The organism is Arthrobacter sp. R-11 (assembly GCF_049913155.1).
GTDB lineage: Bacteria > Actinomycetota > Actinomycetes > Actinomycetales > Micrococcaceae > Arthrobacter.
Genome location: NZ_CP183979.1, coordinates 858,474 through 875,738 on the forward strand (window position 1 = coordinate 858,474; position 17,265 = coordinate 875,738).

General features: G+C 65.9%; 15 protein-coding genes and 1 tRNA gene. 10 read left to right on the plus strand and 6 right to left on the minus strand.

Features of this window, described 5'->3' with window-relative positions; all coding sequences use genetic code 11:
• Positions 1-56: 56 nt before the first annotated feature.
• The 4 genes from ACN9M4_RS03880 (at position 57) to ACN9M4_RS03895 (ending at position 4,377) form a co-directional block, all read left to right on the plus strand.
• Positions 57-130: transfer RNA gene (locus ACN9M4_RS03880), tRNA-Thr, on the plus strand.
• Between the two features lie 416 nt (positions 131-546).
• Complete coding sequence (locus tag ACN9M4_RS03885) at positions 547-1,584, plus strand: ornithine cyclodeaminase family protein (RefSeq protein WP_426302253.1); 1,038 nt, start codon at positions 547-549, stop codon at positions 1,582-1,584.
• Between the two features lie 158 nt (positions 1,585-1,742).
• Positions 1,743-3,191, plus strand: a complete 1,449-nt coding sequence (locus tag ACN9M4_RS03890) for an MFS transporter (protein ID WP_426302254.1) — start codon at positions 1,743-1,745, stop codon at positions 3,189-3,191.
• A complete protein-coding gene (locus tag ACN9M4_RS03895; protein ID WP_426302255.1) occupies positions 3,181-4,377 on the plus strand; it encodes an amidohydrolase family protein in 1,197 nt (398 codons plus the stop codon). Before ACN9M4_RS03890 ends, ACN9M4_RS03895 begins: the two co-directional genes overlap by 11 nt.
• On the opposite strand, the gene ACN9M4_RS03900 is transcribed toward ACN9M4_RS03895, so the two are convergent.
• The gene (locus ACN9M4_RS03900) at positions 4,346-4,852 is read right to left on the minus strand and encodes a hypothetical protein (RefSeq protein ID WP_426302256.1); all 507 of its coding nucleotides are present in this window, start codon (positions 4,850-4,852) and stop codon (positions 4,346-4,348) included. The genes ACN9M4_RS03895 and ACN9M4_RS03900 overlap by 32 nt on opposite strands.
• A 338-nt stretch (positions 4,853-5,190) precedes the next feature.
• On the opposite strand from ACN9M4_RS03900, the gene ACN9M4_RS03905 reads away from it, so the two are divergent.
• The 5 genes from ACN9M4_RS03905 to ACN9M4_RS03925 all read left to right on the plus strand — a co-directional run bounded on the left by ACN9M4_RS03905 (position 5,191) and on the right by ACN9M4_RS03925 (position 9,674).
• Positions 5,191-5,526 carry a hypothetical protein gene (locus ACN9M4_RS03905; RefSeq protein ID WP_426302257.1) on the plus strand — a complete coding sequence of 112 codons (336 nt, stop codon included), beginning with the start codon at positions 5,191-5,193 and terminating at the stop codon, positions 5,524-5,526.
• 228 nt (positions 5,527-5,754) lie between these two features.
• Positions 5,755-6,057 carry a DUF4193 domain-containing protein gene (locus tag ACN9M4_RS03910; protein WP_115789241.1) on the plus strand — a complete coding sequence of 101 codons (303 nt, stop codon included), beginning with the start codon at positions 5,755-5,757 and terminating at the stop codon, positions 6,055-6,057.
• A gap of 156 nt (positions 6,058-6,213) precedes the next feature.
• On the plus strand, positions 6,214-7,212 hold the full coding sequence (locus tag ACN9M4_RS03915; RefSeq protein ID WP_426302258.1) for a hypothetical protein: 999 nt from the start codon (positions 6,214-6,216) through the stop codon (positions 7,210-7,212).
• Between the two features lie 89 nt (positions 7,213-7,301).
• The gene (locus ACN9M4_RS03920; RefSeq protein ID WP_426302259.1) at positions 7,302-8,801 is read left to right on the plus strand and encodes a hypothetical protein; all 1,500 of its coding nucleotides are present in this window, start codon (positions 7,302-7,304) and stop codon (positions 8,799-8,801) included.
• 327 nt (positions 8,802-9,128) lie between these two features.
• Complete coding sequence (locus ACN9M4_RS03925) at positions 9,129-9,674, plus strand: AMIN-like domain-containing (lipo)protein (protein ID WP_426302260.1); 546 nt, start codon at positions 9,129-9,131, stop codon at positions 9,672-9,674.
• 168 nt (positions 9,675-9,842) lie between these two features.
• On the opposite strand, the gene ACN9M4_RS03930 is transcribed toward ACN9M4_RS03925, so the two are convergent.
• From ACN9M4_RS03930 to trxB, 5 genes are all read right to left on the minus strand, one after another.
• Positions 9,843-11,387, minus strand: a complete 1,545-nt coding sequence (locus tag ACN9M4_RS03930; RefSeq protein ID WP_426302261.1) for an APC family permease — start codon at positions 11,385-11,387, stop codon at positions 9,843-9,845.
• A 210-nt stretch (positions 11,388-11,597) separates the two neighbouring features.
• Positions 11,598-12,749, minus strand: coding sequence for an ABC transporter ATP-binding protein (locus tag ACN9M4_RS03935; protein ID WP_426302262.1), 1,152 nt, complete (start codon positions 12,747-12,749; stop codon positions 11,598-11,600).
• Positions 12,746-14,335, minus strand: coding sequence for an ABC transporter permease (locus tag ACN9M4_RS03940; protein WP_426302264.1), 1,590 nt, complete (start codon positions 14,333-14,335; stop codon positions 12,746-12,748). The genes ACN9M4_RS03935 and ACN9M4_RS03940 overlap by 4 nt, the downstream gene beginning before the upstream one ends.
• A gap of 4 nt (positions 14,336-14,339) precedes the next feature.
• On the minus strand, positions 14,340-15,380 hold the full coding sequence (locus ACN9M4_RS03945) for an iron ABC transporter substrate-binding protein (protein WP_426302265.1): 1,041 nt from the start codon (positions 15,378-15,380) through the stop codon (positions 14,340-14,342).
• Positions 15,381-15,616: 236 nt separating this feature from the next.
• The gene (gene trxB, locus ACN9M4_RS03950; protein ID WP_426302266.1) at positions 15,617-16,594 is read right to left on the minus strand and encodes a thioredoxin-disulfide reductase; all 978 of its coding nucleotides are present in this window, start codon (positions 16,592-16,594) and stop codon (positions 15,617-15,619) included.
• Between the two features lie 59 nt (positions 16,595-16,653).
• Here trxB and ACN9M4_RS03955 point away from each other — a divergent pair, with 59 nt between their 5' ends.
• Positions 16,654-17,196, plus strand: a complete 543-nt coding sequence (locus tag ACN9M4_RS03955) for a TetR/AcrR family transcriptional regulator (protein ID WP_426302267.1) — start codon at positions 16,654-16,656, stop codon at positions 17,194-17,196.
• Positions 17,197-17,265: the final 69 nt, after the last annotated feature.

The window sequence follows — 17,265 nt, forward strand, 5'->3', positions numbered from 1 at the left end:
GAGCTACCCTTGTTGAGCGCAGTTTCTGCGCAACGCCCCGGGTCTTCCCGGGGCACGCCTCCTTAGCTCAGTTGGCCAGAGCACCTGTCTTGTAAACAGGGGGTCGCCGGTTCGAATCCGGCAGGGGGCTCCGATTGTGCCTCTGACCCACGGGTTTTCGTTCCGGGCGTCAGGGGTCAGCCCCGCGCCACCCAGTCCGCGTTCGTCGACCGCCTCACCGCCCCGGCCACGAACGTGAGCCCGACGATCTCGAGCGCGCCCGCCCACCACGGCACCCCGGCGGCGCGGCCGGCCAGGATCACCGCGAGGCCGAGCAGCAGCGTGCCGCCAAGATTGCCGATCGCGAACAGAAGGTAGAACGGCTCGCCCCACGTCCCCGCGGGCGATGCATCCAGGGCGGCGGTGCATCCACGCCGCTCGTGGCCAGGGCGATCCTATTGAGGTTGGCGAAGCTGATGCCGAAATAGCTGATGTAACCAGTGACCATGAGCGCCACCGCCCACAAAGGCAGTCGCGGACGGTCCTCCCTTGATTCCTCTATTTGGTATGCCAAAAGTGATCTATGGTGATCCTGACAACACTTTGGAAGGAGACCCCTTGACCCTGATCCTCACCGCTTCAGAGCTTGCCGCAGCGGTTGATATGGACGCGACGATCCGCGCGCTGGAAAGCAGTTTGGTAGACCAGGCGCACGGTACGGCCACCCAGCCCGCCCCGCTGTCCATGAGACTTCCCGACGCCGATTCCCGCTATCTCGTCATGGCCGCAGCCTCGGCGCCGCGCGGCCTGGTCGCATCGAAGCTGCTCAGCGACATTCCGGACAATGCCCTGGCGGGATTGCCGACCCAGCGCTCGTCGATCGTGCTCGCTGACCGGTCAACGGGCGAAACCCTTGCCTTGCTCGACGGGCGGGTTCCCACCCGGATCCGGACCGCCGCCATGACTGCCGTGGCCTCCCGCCACCTCGCCCGGCCCGACAGCCGGGTCCTGGGCTTGGTCGGCGCAGGGGCGTTGGCTGTGGCCCATGTCGAGGCGATGCGGGCGGTCCTCCCGATTGACACCGTGGTGGTGTGGTCCCGCACGGCTGCGACCGTGGATTCCTTCCGACAGGCGGTGGAGCACCACGGCCTCGAGGTTGTCCGCGCAGAAGGCTTGCCTGAGCTCATGGATGCCAGCGATGTCGTCTGCACCCTGACGCCCTCGGTGTCCCCAATCGTCTTCGGCCGTTTGTTCGGCGAAGGCCTGCACGTCAATGCGGTCGGCGCCCGTCCCCGCCCCGATCACCGCGAGCTCGATGCCGAGGCGATGTCGCGCTCGCGGGTCGTCGTGGACAGCCTGGAGACCGCGCTTGCCAAGTCCGGCGACCTGCTCCTCGCGGTCGAGGAAGGGGCCTTGCGAGTCGAGGATGTGGCCGGCGAACTAGGCCAGGTGATCGCCGGCTCGGTCGCTGGCCGGCAAAGCCGCGAGCAGGTGACCCTCTTCAACTCCGTCGGCATGGGGCTGCAGGACCTGGCCATCGGGCGGCTTCTCTTCGACGCCGCGGTGGAGCGTGGCCTGGGACTGAAGGTCGACCTTTCCGCCTGAGGCGTGTCCTGCATTTGGTATGCCACAAGTGTGAAATGTCACCTTTCACTAGTGACATTGCACACAAAAAATGGAATCCTGTATGCCAAGAGCGATGAATGGACGCTCTGGTCACCACCCAACAGGATTCCCGTTCTCCCCAACAGAAAGGCAACGTGATGGCAACGACGCGGTCACTCCTTGAACGCATGGACGGCATGCGGGTAGGCAAACCCCACATCCAACTGGCGTTCATCGGAGGCCTTGGACTGCTCTTCGACGGCATGGACGGCTCGCTCGTCTCCTACATCATGCCGATCATCAAACCGCTCTGGCACCTGGACGGCGCCCAGGCCGGACTCATCGGCAGTTCCCTGCTGATCGGTATCTTCATCGGGGCGATCGGGGCCGGCGCCCTGGGCGACCGGATCGGCCGCCGCAAGGTCATGATGTACGCCCTGGCCCTCTACGCCACCGCGACCGTCGTGGCCGCGTTCTCCCAGGGCTGGGAATTCTTCTTCATCATGCGCGTGATCGCGGGCATCGGCATCGGAGCCGAGGCCGCCATCATTCCCACGTTCATCGCAGAGTTCATCCCCAAGAAGCGCCGCGGCTTCTTCGTCGGCGCGGTGGCCGGCTTCTTCGCGCTCGGCTACGTCAGCGCGGCGCTGATCGGCACCACCGTCGTCGCCGGTTTTCCCGAGGGCTGGCGGATCGGCCAGCTCGTCACGGCGGCCCCCATCGTCATGCTCCTCTGGTGGCGGCGCGTGCTCCCCGAGTCCCCGCGCTGGCTCCTCACCAGGGGCCGCGTCGCAGAAGCCGAACTGATCGTCCAAGGCCTCGAAGAAGGCCGCCTCGTCCGCACCGGAAGCTCCGCCGTCGTCGCCGTCAAGGCAGAGACGCCGAAGGCTCCGCCGCTGTTCCAGCAGGTGGACCTGTGGCGGCACGGCAACGCCCGGCGCACCGCGGTGATCTGGCTCCTCTGGATCTCGGTGACCTTCTCCTTCTACGGCTTCTTCGTCTGGATTCCTTCCCTGCTTGTGGCCAAGGGGATGACAATCACCGGCAGCTTCACGTACTCCCTGATCATTACCGTCGCGCAGATCCCGGGCTATTACAGTGCGGCGTTCCTGAACGAACGACTCAGCCGCCGCGTGACCATTGCGATCTATCTGACGGGCGGCGCGGGTGCGGCGTTCCTGCTGTCCCAGGCGCCTGCCGAGGGCATGGTCCTCGCTTTCGGTTCCCTCCTCTCCTTCTTCATGAACGGCTGCTACGCCGGCCTCTACGCCTACACCCCTGAGGTTTACGGAACCAGGCTGCGGGCTACCGGCATGGGCAGCGCCTCCGCCTTCGGCCGGATCGGCGGCATCACCGCCCCGATCCTGATCGGCGCCGCCTACCCGGTGCTGGGCTTCGGCGGCGTTTTCACCATGGTCATGGCGGTCCTGGGAGGCGCGGCTTTGGTGGTTCTTGTCTTCGGCGTTTCGACCAGCGGCCGTTCCCTCGAGGAAATCGACCAGCGTGCCTCCGGCCTGGCGGAAACGGCGACGGCGGACGCGGACGGCCCGATCGATCCCACCAGCCCCTCGGTGCGGGCAGCGGAAAGCAATAACCATGCCCGTTAGGACAGACCCCGGGCAGACCCGCACCCAGGCCGTCGTCCTCCGCAACGCCCGGATCCTCGACGTTGATTGCGGGGAACTGGGGCCGTCGCGGACCATTGTGGCCCGGCAAGGTGTGATCGCCGAAATCTCGGAGTCCAGCCGTACCATTGCGGACGCCGTCGAAATCGACCTCAGCGGACTGACGGTACTGCCCGGCCTGATCGACGCACACGCCCACGTCACCCAGGCCTCCGGCGACTTCAACGAAATCCTGTCCTGGACGCCGTCGTACCATGCGGCCCGCACCGCCAGGGTGATGCACGAGATGCTCCTGCGCGGATTCACCCTGGTCCGCGACATGGGCGGGGCAGACACCGGGCTGTCCCGCGCCGTCGGGGAGCGGCTCGTGACCGGGCCCAGGCTCAAGGCCGGCGGGCCGATCTTCGCACCCACCGGCGGGCACGTCCTCACGAAGGTCTGCGACGGCGAGGTGGAACTCCGCCGGGCCTTGCGCGCCGAGTTCCGCGACGGCGCGGACCACGCCAAGCTCACTCTCTCGGGCGGAGTGGTCTCAAAGATGCGGCTTGAGGCATTGGGCTTCTCCGACGCGGAGGTGATTGCCGCCGTCGACGAGGCCCGGCTGGCGCACCGCTACATCGCCGCGCATGTCTATACAGCGGAAGCCGTCTCCCGGGCCCTGCGGCTGGGCGTCCGCACGATCGAGCACGGCAACCTCCTGGATGGCGAATGCATCGAGCTGTTCCTCGCCAAGGATGCCTTCTACGTGCCGACCCTGGCCACGTACTGGGCGATCCTTTCGGGGGCCAGTGGCCACGGGCTGGACCCGGACAAGAAGGCGGCGGTGGAGGAGATCTTTGACCGCGGTATCGAATCGCTGGCCAAGGCCTCGGCCGCGGGCGTCCGCATCGGTTACGGGACGGACCTGCACGGTGCCGGGCTGGCCCACCAGCTCGAAGAGTTCCGCCTTCGCGCCCAGGTCCAGACGCCTTTGGAGGTGCTCCGTTCGGCGACGCTCGTCGGCGCGGACATCGTGGGGGAGAGCGGCCGCGCAGGGGTCGTGGCCGAAGGCGGCTATGCGGATCTGATCGCGGTGGAGGGGGATCCGCTCGCAGATATCGGCGTGCTGGCGGACGGGCGCTCGCTGCGGTTCATCCTCAGTGACGGGGATCCGGTGCAGATTCCCTGACGCCGCCGTCGTCCGGGGCCGCCCGGCCGTCGTCCCGGGCCGGTCGTCGGGGAAAGCGGCCGCTGGCCCCGGCCATGACCAGCGCGGTCAGCAGCGCCGCTGCGACATGCGTGACAAGCATCAGCTCCTGCAGGTGCCCGGCAGGCTCGGCGGCCGTCCCCGGAAGCGGAGGTAGGAGCAACACGTGCGCATGCGGCGGACTCTGCGGGCCTGCAGGCACGCCGGAGAAGAGCACAAAGGCTGGATGGAGTACCTGTTGCGCCAACCCGCAGAGAAGGAGTAAAGCCCACGCCGGCAGCCGCAGCCGGGACACCAGCGAGGCACACATGCTGAGCAGCGCCGCCAGGGCAAGGAGCACCGGCGGCCAGGGGAGTGCCCCGCCGGAAAGCAGATGGGCCAGCAGGCCCAACCCCGTGGCCACGGGGCCAAGCAACCACGGTATGTAGCGCGGCGCCCGGAGCTCCTTGCGTTCCATGTCTCCCATGGTGCCCGGGTGGGGGAGGCAAAGGAATAAGTAATCGGGGACGAAAACGCCGCGGAACGGCTCCAAAAAACGAGTACAAACTACTCGGGTGCTTATTCCCACGCGTCCCTATTGTTTCTAGCAGCACGCACGGAGCGTGCAGGCATTCAGCGGGATGCCATCTGTCACGAAGCTGGACGGTGGAGATGGTGCACAGTTGGGGCGCGTCATGTGCCAACGATCCGAGTGCGCGGATTTCATCTATTGAAAGGGCCGGCCAGAACGCAGAGGGCCTGGGGGCTACAGGGACCCCGGGACCGGAATTTCCAATGCTCATTGAGGAGTAAAGAATGAAGCGAATACTGGCCGCGGCTGCTGTTGCGGGCATGGTTTTCCTCGGCGGGGCCATGCCCGCCAGCGCAGCTCCTGCCACCGGACAACTCTGTCCGGAATGGGACTCAGGCCGGATCGACGTTTCCGGAAGCGTCACCTCGATCACCTTGACGGCGCCCGCCGGCATGGTTATCACGGCCACCTGCGTCAAGGCCGGTTCTGCGAACCAGGGCCTCGGCGCGGAAATCACGTACTACGATCCCGGAGTCACCAGCGTGACCATCTGGCACACCTCCGGCAAGGATCTGTCGCACTACTCGGTTATGTACGGCCCGGGCGGTCCCTCCAGCTAGGCGGACACGACTGAGAGAGAAAAGGAAGCTTCCGCGGGTGCGCCCGTGGAAGCTTCCACTTTTAACCCACCTGGGCTAAAAAAGGCAGGATTCCCGGCCGGAACCGGCGCCGGGAAGCCGAAAATGTTTTCTTGGACACACTATTCGTTGAAGCCGTGTACTATGCCCTAAACTCCTTCACTGAGGTGCCGGAATGGCACTGTGCAGCAACGAAAGCGAACCACACTAATGGCTACCGATTACGACGCCCCACGCAAGACCGAAGAAGAGTCTCCCGCCGAATCGCTCGAGGCCCTTCAGGCGTCCCGCGGCGCCGGTGCCCAGACTGCTGTCATCGATGTTGACGAAAACGACACAGCTGAGGGCATCGACCTTCCGGGCGCCGATCTTTCCGGCGAAGAACTGACCGTCGTGGTTGTCCCGGAGCAGTCCGATGAATTCACGTGTTCGTCCTGCTTCCTGGTCCGCCACCGCTCGCAGATCGCGCTGGAGAAGAACGGCCTCAAGTACTGCTACGACTGCGAAGGCTAAGCTCCCGCAAAACTGAGAAAGCCCGCCTGCCGGCCCGTCGGCCAGGCGGGCTTTTTTGCGGGCTGAACCCATTAGCGGTTAGGTCTTGAATTACCCGCAGCAGGGTCCTACTGTCAAAACACGATCGTTCGAGGTTTCCCGCTGGGGGTGAACGCCATGTGGCAGAACGTCGTGCCCGTGACCTTCCTCCAGCGCGGCCTGCGGGTCCTCCTCGGGTCCCTTTTCCTGGCTGTCGCTTGGGTCTTTGCCAGCGCCGCTACAAGTTTCGCGTCGGACCTTTCCTCGCTTTCCGATGCGACCCGGATCGTGCAGGTGAATGACCCCTCCGCCGCGGAATCTCCCAGCAGCGCCGCGTTCGATCGAACCGCGCTCGATCGAACCGTAACCAATCAAGCCGTGCCCAAGGGGGCCGAGCCCGCGGTCGCCATCGCTAAAAGGGCCTCGACCGCGACAGGCTTGGCGGAGCAGTCTCTGGCACCTGTGGCCGCTTTGGCGGATGGTTCGCTGACATCAGTCGAAACCGCCGCCCGGAACGTGACCTCCACCGTGACGTCGGCGGCCCCCTCAGGGGTGCAGGCAATCTCCAAGCCGGCCGCCGCCGTCGTGGATTCCGTCATCCATGACAGCACCGCGGCGGTGAAGCCGGTACTCACGCGGGCGGCGTCCCTGCCTGCCAGCGTTGGCGGCGAGCTGCCGGATATCGTGGCAGCACCCGCTTTGCCGGCAGTCGCGGCTGGTGGCAGCCCCACGGTTGAACCGGTCCCCGAGGCTGCGCGTGACCTTGCACCGGCAGCGAAGTCGGCCTTCGGTCACTCCGCGCTCGGTTCGGAGCAGCACCCAGACGAACAGTCTTCCGGAGCCCGGCTCTTCGGAGCCGGGTTCTCCGGCACCTTGCCTGAACCTGCCGGCAACACGTCCGGAATGGCGCCGCGGAATCCGGCGGGCCATCCTGAAGATCCATCCCCGCCGGCAACGCCGCCAGTTGGGGCAGCGGGCAGCGCAAACTCCGGGGGCCTGTCGAACCAGCAGGTACCGGTCGCCGGGACTACCGATATCTTCAAAGTCCCGTTTAGCCCGGCCAGCGAACTCAAGGCCCGCTCCAGCGGACCTGATCCACAAGCGCTCAACCGCAATCCCGGTTTTTCTCCTGACTGAATGATGCCCTGCGGTCCTGTGACCGCATCAATCATGTCTGCCTGAGCAAGGCGGACGATCATTCAAGCTCATTTCAGGAGAAGATCGACATGCAAAACTTCATGCGCAGGAGCCTTTATGGAGCCCTGCTTGCAGGCGGGGTCATGCTCGTCGGAGCCGCCGCGGCTTCCGCTGCGGACACTACTGCCAGCCAAGAGGGAACGAACAACTTCCTCGTATCCGTTGGCACAGCTGCTCCGGAACAACACTCCAACGGCGTTGTGAGCCTCCAGCTGGGAACGCTTGGAACGGGATCCCCATCGTCGTCGGCGAACCGGCCAACCACTGCGGTGGTTTCGCTTGATGGCCTGGCAGCGCCTACCGCGACGCGGTCCGTAACCCCGTCGGGGACGCAGGCGGGGCCTGCTGATGTGACGGTGTCGCTTGGCACCTTGGGTGCCGGGACGGCCGGAACGAAGGCAGGCAGTGCAGGTACCGCGGGGACGCAGGCCGGGCCTGCTGACGTGACGGTGTCGCTTGGCACCTTGGGTGCCGGGACGGCCGGAACGACGGCAGGCAGTGCAGGTACCGCGGGGACGCAGGCCGGGCCTGCTGACGTGACGGTGTCGCTTGGCACCTTGGGTGCCGGGACGGCCGGAACGAAGGCAGGCAGTGCAGGTACCGCGGGGACGCAGGCCGGGCCTGCTGACGTGACGGTGTCGCTTGGCACCTTGGGTGCCGGGACGGCCGGAACGAAGGCAGGCAGTGCAGGTACCGCGGGGACGCAGGCGGGGCCTGCTGACGTGACGGTGTCGCTTGGCACCTTTGGTGCCGGGACGGCCGGAACGAAGGCAGGCAGTGCAGGTACCGCGGGGACGCAGGCCGGGCCTGCTGACGTGACGGTGTCGCTTGGCACCGTTGCAGCTCCCACCGCTGGCACGCCGCGAGTACCTGCAATTAACACCAGAACGCTGGCGGGAACGCTTGGCAACTTCGGCGGCACCGGAACAAGCCTCCTTGGCAATTCGGCCGTCCTCGGGAACACAGGAATCCTGGGTACGGGTGTCCTCGGGAACCTCGGGAACCTCGACAACCTTGGCAACTTCGGCGGCACCGGAACCGGTGTCCTCGGCACCGCCGGAATCTTCGGCACCGCCAACTCCGGCGGACAACAGAACGGTGGAGGCAATGTTCGAAATGGCACTGACAGCGCGAACGGGGCTGTTCCAACCGTGGTTCGATTCCTCAACGGCTTGCTGGGCGGTCTCAGCACAGGGCGTAGTGATGGTGGGACCTCTGACGGTACCGGGGGAAAGCCGGGATCCGGCAGCGGAGCTGCTCAGGGGATTGACGTTGTAGTCGACGCCGGAACAAGCGGTTCCGGGGCCACCAAAGGCTCGGGATCGGGCACCCTCGCGGTGGCTCCGGGCGTGGGCTGGGCGGCTCCCCTTGGCATGTGCACCGCGATCGCTGCGGGTGCCGCTTCGTTTGCCCAGCCCCTTGGAGCGAACCTTTGGGCACTCATGTTGAGCCTGCTGCTCGGATTTGTGCTGATCGTCCTGACCAAGCGGGCGAAGCCGTTCGCAGGCATCGCAAGGGCGGCCCGGTAGCCTTCCGGCAACTCGCTGACGGCGGACCCCCGTGGCTGGGCGGGGGTCCGCCCCACCGGACCAAAGCCGTATGACAGGACCTGGAAGGAGGTACAAGCGCCGACCCGCAGAGCGGGCCGGCCGGCGTCGTTATCCCGCATAACGAACCGGGCTGCGAATGCCCCACAGGAGCCTCGAAAAAGGGGCGAATTAAGCCCCCAGGGTGACGCTCCGTGACCCGTCTGCGGGCCGTTTAACGGTTGTGCGCCGAAGCGGATACGAGCCGCCATTACGGGCCAAAACGCTCCTACCCTTGAGGTATCAATCACTCAAGGGAGGTGGCCCACAATGAAAAAGCTTCAAACCTGGCTGGTGGCCCTGGTCATGGCTACCGGTCTTGGTCTCATCGCTCCGGGGCCCGCTTCGGCGGCCTCATACTGCGGCATCGTCTGGGGGTCGTTGGCCAAGACCAACGCCGCGATGTCCGGTGCACAAGTAACAAATGTCAGAACAGGTCAGCAGCCTTGCTACGACCGCCTTGTGATCGACCTCAATGGCAAAGTAGCTGGCTACACCGTCAAATACGTGTCGCAGGTGGTCCAGGACGGCTCCGGCCTTCCAGTGCCGCTGCGCGGCGGTGCCTTCATCCAGGTCACCGTCAACGCCCCCGCGTACAACAGCAGTGGCCAGGCCACCTACAACCCTGCCAACAAGAAGGAACTGAGCAACGTCTCCGGGTACCAGACCTTCCGGCAGGTGGCCTGGGCGGGGAGCTTTGAAGGCTATACGACACTCGGCCTCGGTGTGCGGGCACGCCTGCCGTTCCGGGTCTTCACCTTGGCCGGTCCGGGAACGGGTTCGCGCCTGGTGGTGGACGTTGCCCACTTCTGGTGAGTCACGGACCTGATCGCCGACGGAACTGATCGTCGGCGGACCTGACCGACGAAAGCCCGGCGGCTGACACAACGAAGCCCTGGCCCGGAAATCCGGACCAGGGCTTCGTTGTGAGCCGGCGCTTCAGGCAGCGCGGCTCGTTCCGACGCTCCGCTCAGACGTCGAAAGCTATTCGGGAACCACCAGCGCGGGAGTGTCCTTGCGGATGGTCTCTCCCTTGAAGAAGCCGGGGCGCAGGCGGGCCATGACGAGCATGGCGACGACGCCCAGGGCAAGGATGCCGACGCCCAGGATGAACACCAATCCCACGCCGCCGATTTCCGAGCCGCTGCCGAACTCCGGCGCCCAGCTGTCCACGGCGGTCTGGAAGAACACCAGCGTCAGCACCAGGCCGCCCACCATGGGGAAGAGCAGGCGCATGAAGAAGTTGCGCACGCTGGAGAACAGGCTCTTGCGGAAGTACCAGGTGCAGGCAAAGGCGGTGAGGGAGTAGTAGAAGCAGATCATGAGGCCCAGGGCCATGATGGTGTCGTTCAGGACGTTTTCGCTGACCACCTTCATCACCGCGTAGAAGCCGCCGGAGATCACGCCGGCGGCAATGGTCGCATAGCCGGGCGTGCCGAAGCGCTTGCTTACCGTCGAAAGGTTCTTCGGCAGGGCGCCGTAGTGGCTCATGGCGAGCAGGCTACGCGCCGGGGACGCCATGGTGGACTGCAGCGAGGAAGCGGTGCCGGAAAGGACGGCCAGGGACATCAGGATGGCCAGTGGGCCCATCACGGGTGAGGCCAGAGCCGCGAAGATGTTTGACTGGTTGTCCGGGTTGTTCAGGCCGATGCCGTCGCTTCCGACGCCGGCAACCATCATGGTTGCCACGATCACGGCGATGTAGAGGCCAAGGACCGCCACCGCGGTGGTGGTTCCGGCCTTGCCAGCCGTACCCTTTCCGCCCTTGGTCTCTTCGTTCAGGGTAAGGCAGACGTCCCAGCCCCAGTAGACGAAGACGGCCAGGGACATTCCTGCGGCGAACTGTTCGAAGCTGCCGATCTTGGCCGGGTTGAACCAGTCCCAGTTGAAGCCGATCGCCGTGGGGGTGTCACCGGATGCGGCGTGGGTGATGGCCATGACAATGAAGACGCCCAGGACGACGATCTGGAAGCCGACCATGCTGTACTGCACCAGCTTGGTGGCCTGCAGGCCGCGATAGCTGACCCACACTGCCAGTGCCACGAATGCCAGGCAGGTTGCGATGTTCAGCGGCGTGTTGGAGGTCAGCTCTGCCAGTTCCGGATTGCCGAACACCTGGGCGAGGAAGAGATAGAAGAAGTCCACCGCCACGCCGGCCAGGTTGGACAGGACGATGATGTTGGCGGCCAGCAGGCCCCATCCGCCCATCCAGCCGACCCACGGCCCGAAGGCCTTGGTTGCCCAGGTGAAGGTGGTGCCGCTGTCTGGCGAATCGGCGTTGAGTTCCCGGTAGGCGAACGCCATCAGGATCATGGGAATGAATGCAAGGATGAAGATGGCGGGCAGCTGAAGGCCAACCGCGTCTGCGGCCGGGCCGAGCGAGCTGGTCAGGCTGTACGCCGGGGCAACCGAGGAAATACCGAGGACGACGACGGCGAGCAGGCCGAGCTGCCCGGTCTTCAGTCCCTTGCCGCTGATCTTATGCGCGGAGCCGGCGGCGTTGCCGTCGCGATTGATTGTCTGGCTCATGGGGGCCCTTTCTAGCTGGCCGGGCGCGGTCGGGGAGGATGAAGATTGCCGCGTGGCCATTGAGACAAGTATCACTAAATGAATAGCGTTCATTTAGTATGGATGCAGGCGGGTCCCAATGCAAGCTGGATCACGTTTTTGTTTTGTTTGTTTGGTTCCGCGGCGGGTCGTGGTGCGTCCTCGGTCTGGGCTTCCGGCGCGGCGCGGCGCCTATTTTTCCGCGGGGAAGGCCACGCCTTCGCCCACCACGCGCAGGCAGAGTTCCGTGCCCGGCTTGGTGATGGAGGCGTTCCAGTGCCGGATGGTGATGACTTCGCCGCCGCCCGGGAAGCGGTGGTCGGAACCGGCTCCGGGCAGGGGAGCCAGTCGGATCCGGACGGTGGTTTCCGGGCCGAAGTAGTCCGTGTCCACCACCACGCCGCGGATCGGGCCGTCGGGGGCGATCCGGATCTGTTCGGGCCGGAGCATCAGCTGCACGGCACCCTGCGCCGGCGGGCGGCGCACCGGAATGCCGCCCAGCGAACAGGTTGCCAGCGAGCCTTCCATCCATGCGTCCAGGATGACGGCATCGCCGAGGAACTCCGCAGTGGCACGGTCTGCCGGCCGGGTGTAGACCACGAAGGGGTTGCCGATCTGGGCCAGCTTTCCGCCGCGCATGATCGCCACCTGGTCGGCGAAGGACAACGCCTCGGCCTGGTCGTGGGTGACCAGGATGGTCGTGACCCCCGCTTCGCTCAGGACGTTGGCCACGGCCCGGCGGGTGGCGACCCGGAGGCCGGCATCCAGCGCCGAGAACGGCTCGTCCAGCAGCATCAGCTCAGGCTTGCGCGCCAGGGCCCGGGCGAGGGCGATGCGCTGCTGTTGGCCGCCGGACAGCTGGTGTGGGCGGCGTTTCGCCATGGCGGGATCGAGGGAAACCATTTCGAGCAGTTCGGCGACGCGTCCGCGCACGGCGTGGCGGCCGCCGTCGAGCGCTGAGTGGTCAAGGCCGAAGGCGATGTTCTGCCCCACGGTGAGGTGCGGGAAGAGCGCGCCGTCCTGTGCGACATAGCCCACGTGCCGCTTGTGGGCCGGCTGCCAGGCGCCGTTGCCGGCCACCTGCCGGCCATTGAGGCAGATCGTGCCCGTGTCCGGGTGCTCGAAGCCGGCGATCAGGCGCAGCAGGGTGGTCTTGCCCGATCCCGAGGGGCCGACGATCGCGGTGGTTCCGCCCTTGGCGACCGAGAGGTTGACGCCCTTCAGCACTGCCTGGGCGCCGAAGTTCTTGGTGACGTCCGTGATGTCCAAGTGCGGATCCGTGGTCGAGGCGATGGCCGGGGCGATGCGGGGTGCGGGAAGACTGGAGGGGGATTGTTCGGTCACTGTCCGGCCACTTTCTTGGACTGTTGGAAAAGCAGGTAGGTCATCGGTGCGGACAGCAGGATCATCAGCAGCGCATAAGGGGCGGCGCCGGAATAGTCGATCTCGCTGCTCTTGCTCCAGAATTCGGTGGCGAGCGTACTGGTGCCATTCGGGGACAGGAGCAGGGTTGCCGTCAGTTCGTTCACGATCGCGAGGAACACCAGTGCTGCGCCGCCGGCGGCGGCCGGTGCGCTCAGGCGCAAAGTGACCTTCAGGAACGCCACCCATGGGGATTTTCCGAGCGAACGGGCGGCTTCGTCGAGTTCTTTCGGCGCTTGGGCCAGCCCCGAGCGCAGGTTCACGAGGGAACGGGGAAGGAAGAGGAGCACGTAGGCCGCAATGAGGAGCCCGGCGGTCTGGTAGACGCCGGGCACCAACCGGATGCTGATGGTCACGAACGCCAGGCCCACCACGATTCCAGGCAGTGAACTGGTGATGTAGTTGGAGAGCTCAAGGGCCTTGCTGAACCATCCGGGGTTCCGGACCGCGAGGTACGCCAAGGGGAACGCCACCACGGTGGTCACCAGGGCGCCGGCCAGTCCATAGCCGAGGGTCTGCAGCAGGGCGGGGACGAACTCGGCGGAATCCCAGATCGAGCTTCCGCCAAGCATGACCCAGCGCAGCACCAGCCAGAACGGCAGGCCGAAGGCGAGCACGCTGAGGGCCAGCAGCACCAACTGCGCAGGCAGCTGGAAACCGCCGAGCCGTGCGCGGAGCGCCTTGGCCTGGGCACCGGAACCGATGCGGGCATAGCGGGCCGTGCCGCGGCTGCGCACTTCCACGAGCAGCAGGCCCAGGCAGAACAGCACCAGCACGCTCGCCAGCATGTTCCCGGCGGTGCCGTTGAAGGTCGATTGGAACTGGGTCATGATCGCCGTGGTGAAGGTGTCGAAGCGGATCATCGCGAACGCGCCGTATTCGGCCAGCAGGTGGAGGGCAACCAGCAGCCCCCCGCCGGTCATGGCGATCCTCAGCTGCGGCAGCACGACCCGGAAGAACACGGCCCATGGCCCGAGTCCCAAGGAGGCCGCGGACTGCTCGATCGCCGGGTCCAGGCGCCCCAGCATCGCGGCCGCCGGAATGTAGACCAGCGGGAAATAGGACAGGGTTGCGATCAGGACACCGGACCAGATGCCTTCCAGGGACGGCACCACGGAGACCCAGGCATAGCTGTTGACGAAGGCCGGGATGGCCAGTGGCGCGGCCAGGGCAACAGCCCACACGCGGTGCCCGCGCAGCGCGGTCCGCTCCACGAGCCAGGCGCCGCCGACGCCCAGCACGAGGCACAGTGGAACCGTGAGGAGGATAAGCAGGACCGTGTTCCCCAGCAGTTCACCGACACGCGGCCGGAAGATGAGCCCGACGGCGGTGTCCCAGCCGGTGGCTGCCGTCATGTAGGCCACGTAGCCCAGCGGCAGGAGCGAGAAAAGAGCGATCAGGACCGCAGTGACGGAAAGTGCTGGAACGCCGAAAGGCGGGCGAGGGCGCTTGCCCTTGCCCGCCGTCGTGCTCCGTTGGGAGACGGAAGCCGGTGGAACGATACTCACGGAATTACAGGAGTCCTGCCTCGGTCATCATGTCGGTGACCTTCTTGGAGTTGAGCTTGGCCGGATCAACGGTGGGAGCCTCGAGTTCCTTGACCGGGACGAGCTTTGCGTTGGCGGCGACCCCGGATGCGATGGCGTACTCGAATGAGGTGCCGTCGCGGAGGATCTCCTGGCCCTTCTTGCCGGTGATGAATTTCAGGAACGCCTGCGCCTTCGCGGCGTTCTTCGAGGACTTCAGCACGCCACCGCCGGAGATGGAGAGGAATGCGCCCGGGTCCTGGTTGCGGAAGTAGTACGGGGTGACGTTCTTGGAGTCGTCGCCAGTCTTGGCCTGGTCGCCGTAGTAGTAATAGTGGTAGATCAGGGCGGCATCCACTTCGCCGGAGTTGACGGCCTTCATGGCGGTCTTGTTGCCCTTGTATTCCTTGGCGTTTTCCTTCATGCCCTTGAGCCATTCCTTGGTGGCGGCTTCGCCCTTGAGCTCGAGCAGGGCGGAGACGATCGCCTGGAAGTCGGCGCCTGACGGAGACGCGGACCACTTGCCCTTCCACTCCGGCTTGGCCAGGTCCAGCATCGACTTGGGCAGCTTGTCCTCGCTGATCTTGTTCTTGTCATAGACCAGTACGGTGGAGCGGGCGGCGATGCCGGTCCACTTGCCCGTGGAAGGACGGAAACCGGCGGGAACCTGGGCGAGGGTGGCTTTGTCGACGTCGGCGAAGAGCCCGGCGTTCTCGACCTGCGCCATGGCCGGGGAGTTCTCCGTCAGGAAGACGTCAGCGGGAGAGGCTGCGCCTTCCTGGATGATCTGGTTGGACATTTCGGTGTCCGAGCCCTGACGCAGGGTGACCGTGATGCCGGTCTCCTTGGTGAACTCGTCGACCCATTCCTTGGTCAGGCTCTCGTGCTGTGCGTTGTAGACCGTGATGTCGGTAGGACCGGCCGGGCTGCTGCTCTCTGCGGACGGAGTGGAGCCGCCGCAGGCGGCCAGGCTGAGGGCAGCGGCGGCGGCAAGGGCAATGCCGGCCAGCGCGTTCTTGCGGATCATGGATGCTACTTTCTGCGAACAGGAGCCGTGGGGCTGCGGAGCCAAGGAAGGCTGCCGGAAAATTAGGGTAGCCAAACCTTTGAACCCATCCAGCATGCCTGAAGCGCCGCGCATTACGCAAAGTTGTCGTGACGTAATGACGGGCCCGGCCCAACTGGCTCGCAGTTGTTGTCGTTTTGAGGCTCCAAAACGACCACAACTGTCGGTCAGTCGGGAATGCCCAGGAACGGGTGCGCTCAGGAATGCGTGGGCTCCTCCACCAGTGCCGTGGCGATGCTGTCCGCGTCCTCGAGTGCCGCGAGGTAGCGTTCGGCGTCCAGGGCCGCAGCGCAGCCGCTGCCCGCGGCGGTGATGGCCTGCCGGTAGCGGTGGTCCACGGCGTCGCCGCAGGCAAAGACGCCCCGGAGGTTCGTGACCGTGGTGGGCGAGGCCACCTTGATGTAGCCCTCGGCGTCCAGGTCCACTTGGCCGGTGAGTAGTTCCGTCCGCGGCACGTGGCCGATCGCCACGAAGATTCCGGTGGCTGCCTGTTCCCGCTTCCGGCCCGTGCGGGTGTCGCTCAAAGTGACACCGGTGACCTTCGCGTTGCCGTGGATGGCGGCGACGGCGGAGTTCCAGGCGAAGCTGATCTTGGGATTGTCCTTGGCTCGCTGGGCCATGATCCGGGAGGCGCGCAGCTCATCGCGCCGCACGACGACGGTCACGGACTTCGCGAAGCGCGTCAGGAAGGTGGCCTCCTCCATGGCGGAGTCGCCGCCGCCCACAACGATGATGTCCTGTTCCCGGAAGAAGAAACCGTCGCAGGTGGCGCACCAGGAGACACCGTGGCCGCTGAGGCTCTTCTCTTCGGGCAGCCCGAGTTCCTTGTACGCCGAGCCCGTGGCGAGGATGACGGCGGGCGCCTCGTAAGTCTCCCCGGCTCCGGTTGCCACGCGCTTGAGGTGGCCATTCAGCTCCAGGGACACGGCGTCGTCGAACACTATTTTGGCGCCGAACCTCTCGGCCTGTTCCTGGAGCCCGTCCATGAGCTCGGGGCCCTGGATGCCGCGCGGGAACCCCGGGAAATTCTCCACCTCGGTGGTGTTCATGAGGGCGCCGCCGGCGGTCACGGAGCCGGCGACGACCAGTGGTTCCAGTCCGGCCCGGGCCGCGTAGATGGCGGCGGTGTAGCCGGCGGGGCCGGACCCGACGATGATCAGCTGTTCGGTGCTCATGGTGCCAGTGGAGCAAGAACCGGGCGTCCGATCAAGGGTTGTGGGGGATGATGGTGACCATGCCGCGTAAACCTGTAGCCCGGGACGCCGTCCTGGATGCCTTCGAAGCCGTCCTCATCGACGTGGGGGAGCGGGCCGCCACCCTGGACGCCGTGGCCAAGCGTGCCGGTGTATCCAAGGGTGGGCTGCTCTACCACTTCCCCAACAAGGAAGCGATGATCGCCGCCCTGCTTGAGCGGCTCGACCGGCTGGCCGAAGCGGACATCGACGCCATGAAGTCTGCTCCTGAAGGGGCAGCGGTCTACTTCATCAAGTCTTCGCTCTGGGACGACACCCCCATGGACCGCGTGTTCGTGGCTGCGACGCGGCTGGCCGAAGTGGCCCACGAAGAGACCCGCCGGCGCTTCGCGGGAATCCAGCAGCAATGGCTGGACGTGCTCGCCGAAGAGATTGGTCCGGACCTGGCCAAGGCCGTCCGGTACATGGGCGACGGGCTGTACTTCAACGCAATGCTTGAAGGCAGCCACGGGGGAGGTGCAGCCCACCGGCAGGCCGACGTCGAGGCCCTCCTTGCCGCCGTCGAGCTCCTCCGCAGGGGCTGAGGGAGCGGTACCGGCCGCCGCGGCAAGGCGTCGGGGGATACATTTGCGAACAGCTCCGCTCCATAGGAC

Coding starts and splice junctions, on each gene's coding strand:
- ACN9M4_RS03885 (WP_426302253.1), top strand. CDS start 547: ATGCCAAAAGTGATCTATGGTGATCCTGACAACACTTTGGAAGGAGAC.
- ACN9M4_RS03890 (WP_426302254.1), top strand. CDS start 1,743: ATGGCAACGACGCGGTCACTCCTTGAACGCATGGACGGCATGCGGGTA.
- ACN9M4_RS03895 (WP_426302255.1), top strand. CDS start 3,181: ATGCCCGTTAGGACAGACCCCGGGCAGACCCGCACCCAGGCCGTCGTC.
- ACN9M4_RS03900 (WP_426302256.1), bottom strand. CDS start 4,852: ATGGAACGCAAGGAGCTCCGGGCGCCGCGCTACATACCGTGGTTGCTT.
- ACN9M4_RS03905 (WP_426302257.1), top strand. CDS start 5,191: ATGAAGCGAATACTGGCCGCGGCTGCTGTTGCGGGCATGGTTTTCCTC.
- ACN9M4_RS03910 (WP_115789241.1), top strand. CDS start 5,755: ATGGCTACCGATTACGACGCCCCACGCAAGACCGAAGAAGAGTCTCCC.
- ACN9M4_RS03915 (WP_426302258.1), top strand. CDS start 6,214: ATGTGGCAGAACGTCGTGCCCGTGACCTTCCTCCAGCGCGGCCTGCGG.
- ACN9M4_RS03920 (WP_426302259.1), top strand. CDS start 7,302: ATGCAAAACTTCATGCGCAGGAGCCTTTATGGAGCCCTGCTTGCAGGC.
- ACN9M4_RS03925 (WP_426302260.1), top strand. CDS start 9,129: ATGAAAAAGCTTCAAACCTGGCTGGTGGCCCTGGTCATGGCTACCGGT.
- ACN9M4_RS03930 (WP_426302261.1), bottom strand. CDS start 11,387: ATGAGCCAGACAATCAATCGCGACGGCAACGCCGCCGGCTCCGCGCAT.
- ACN9M4_RS03945 (WP_426302265.1), bottom strand. CDS start 15,380: ATGATCCGCAAGAACGCGCTGGCCGGCATTGCCCTTGCCGCCGCCGCT.
- trxB (WP_426302266.1), bottom strand. CDS start 16,594: ATGAGCACCGAACAGCTGATCATCGTCGGGTCCGGCCCCGCCGGCTAC.
- ACN9M4_RS03955 (WP_426302267.1), top strand. CDS start 16,654: ATGCCGCGTAAACCTGTAGCCCGGGACGCCGTCCTGGATGCCTTCGAA.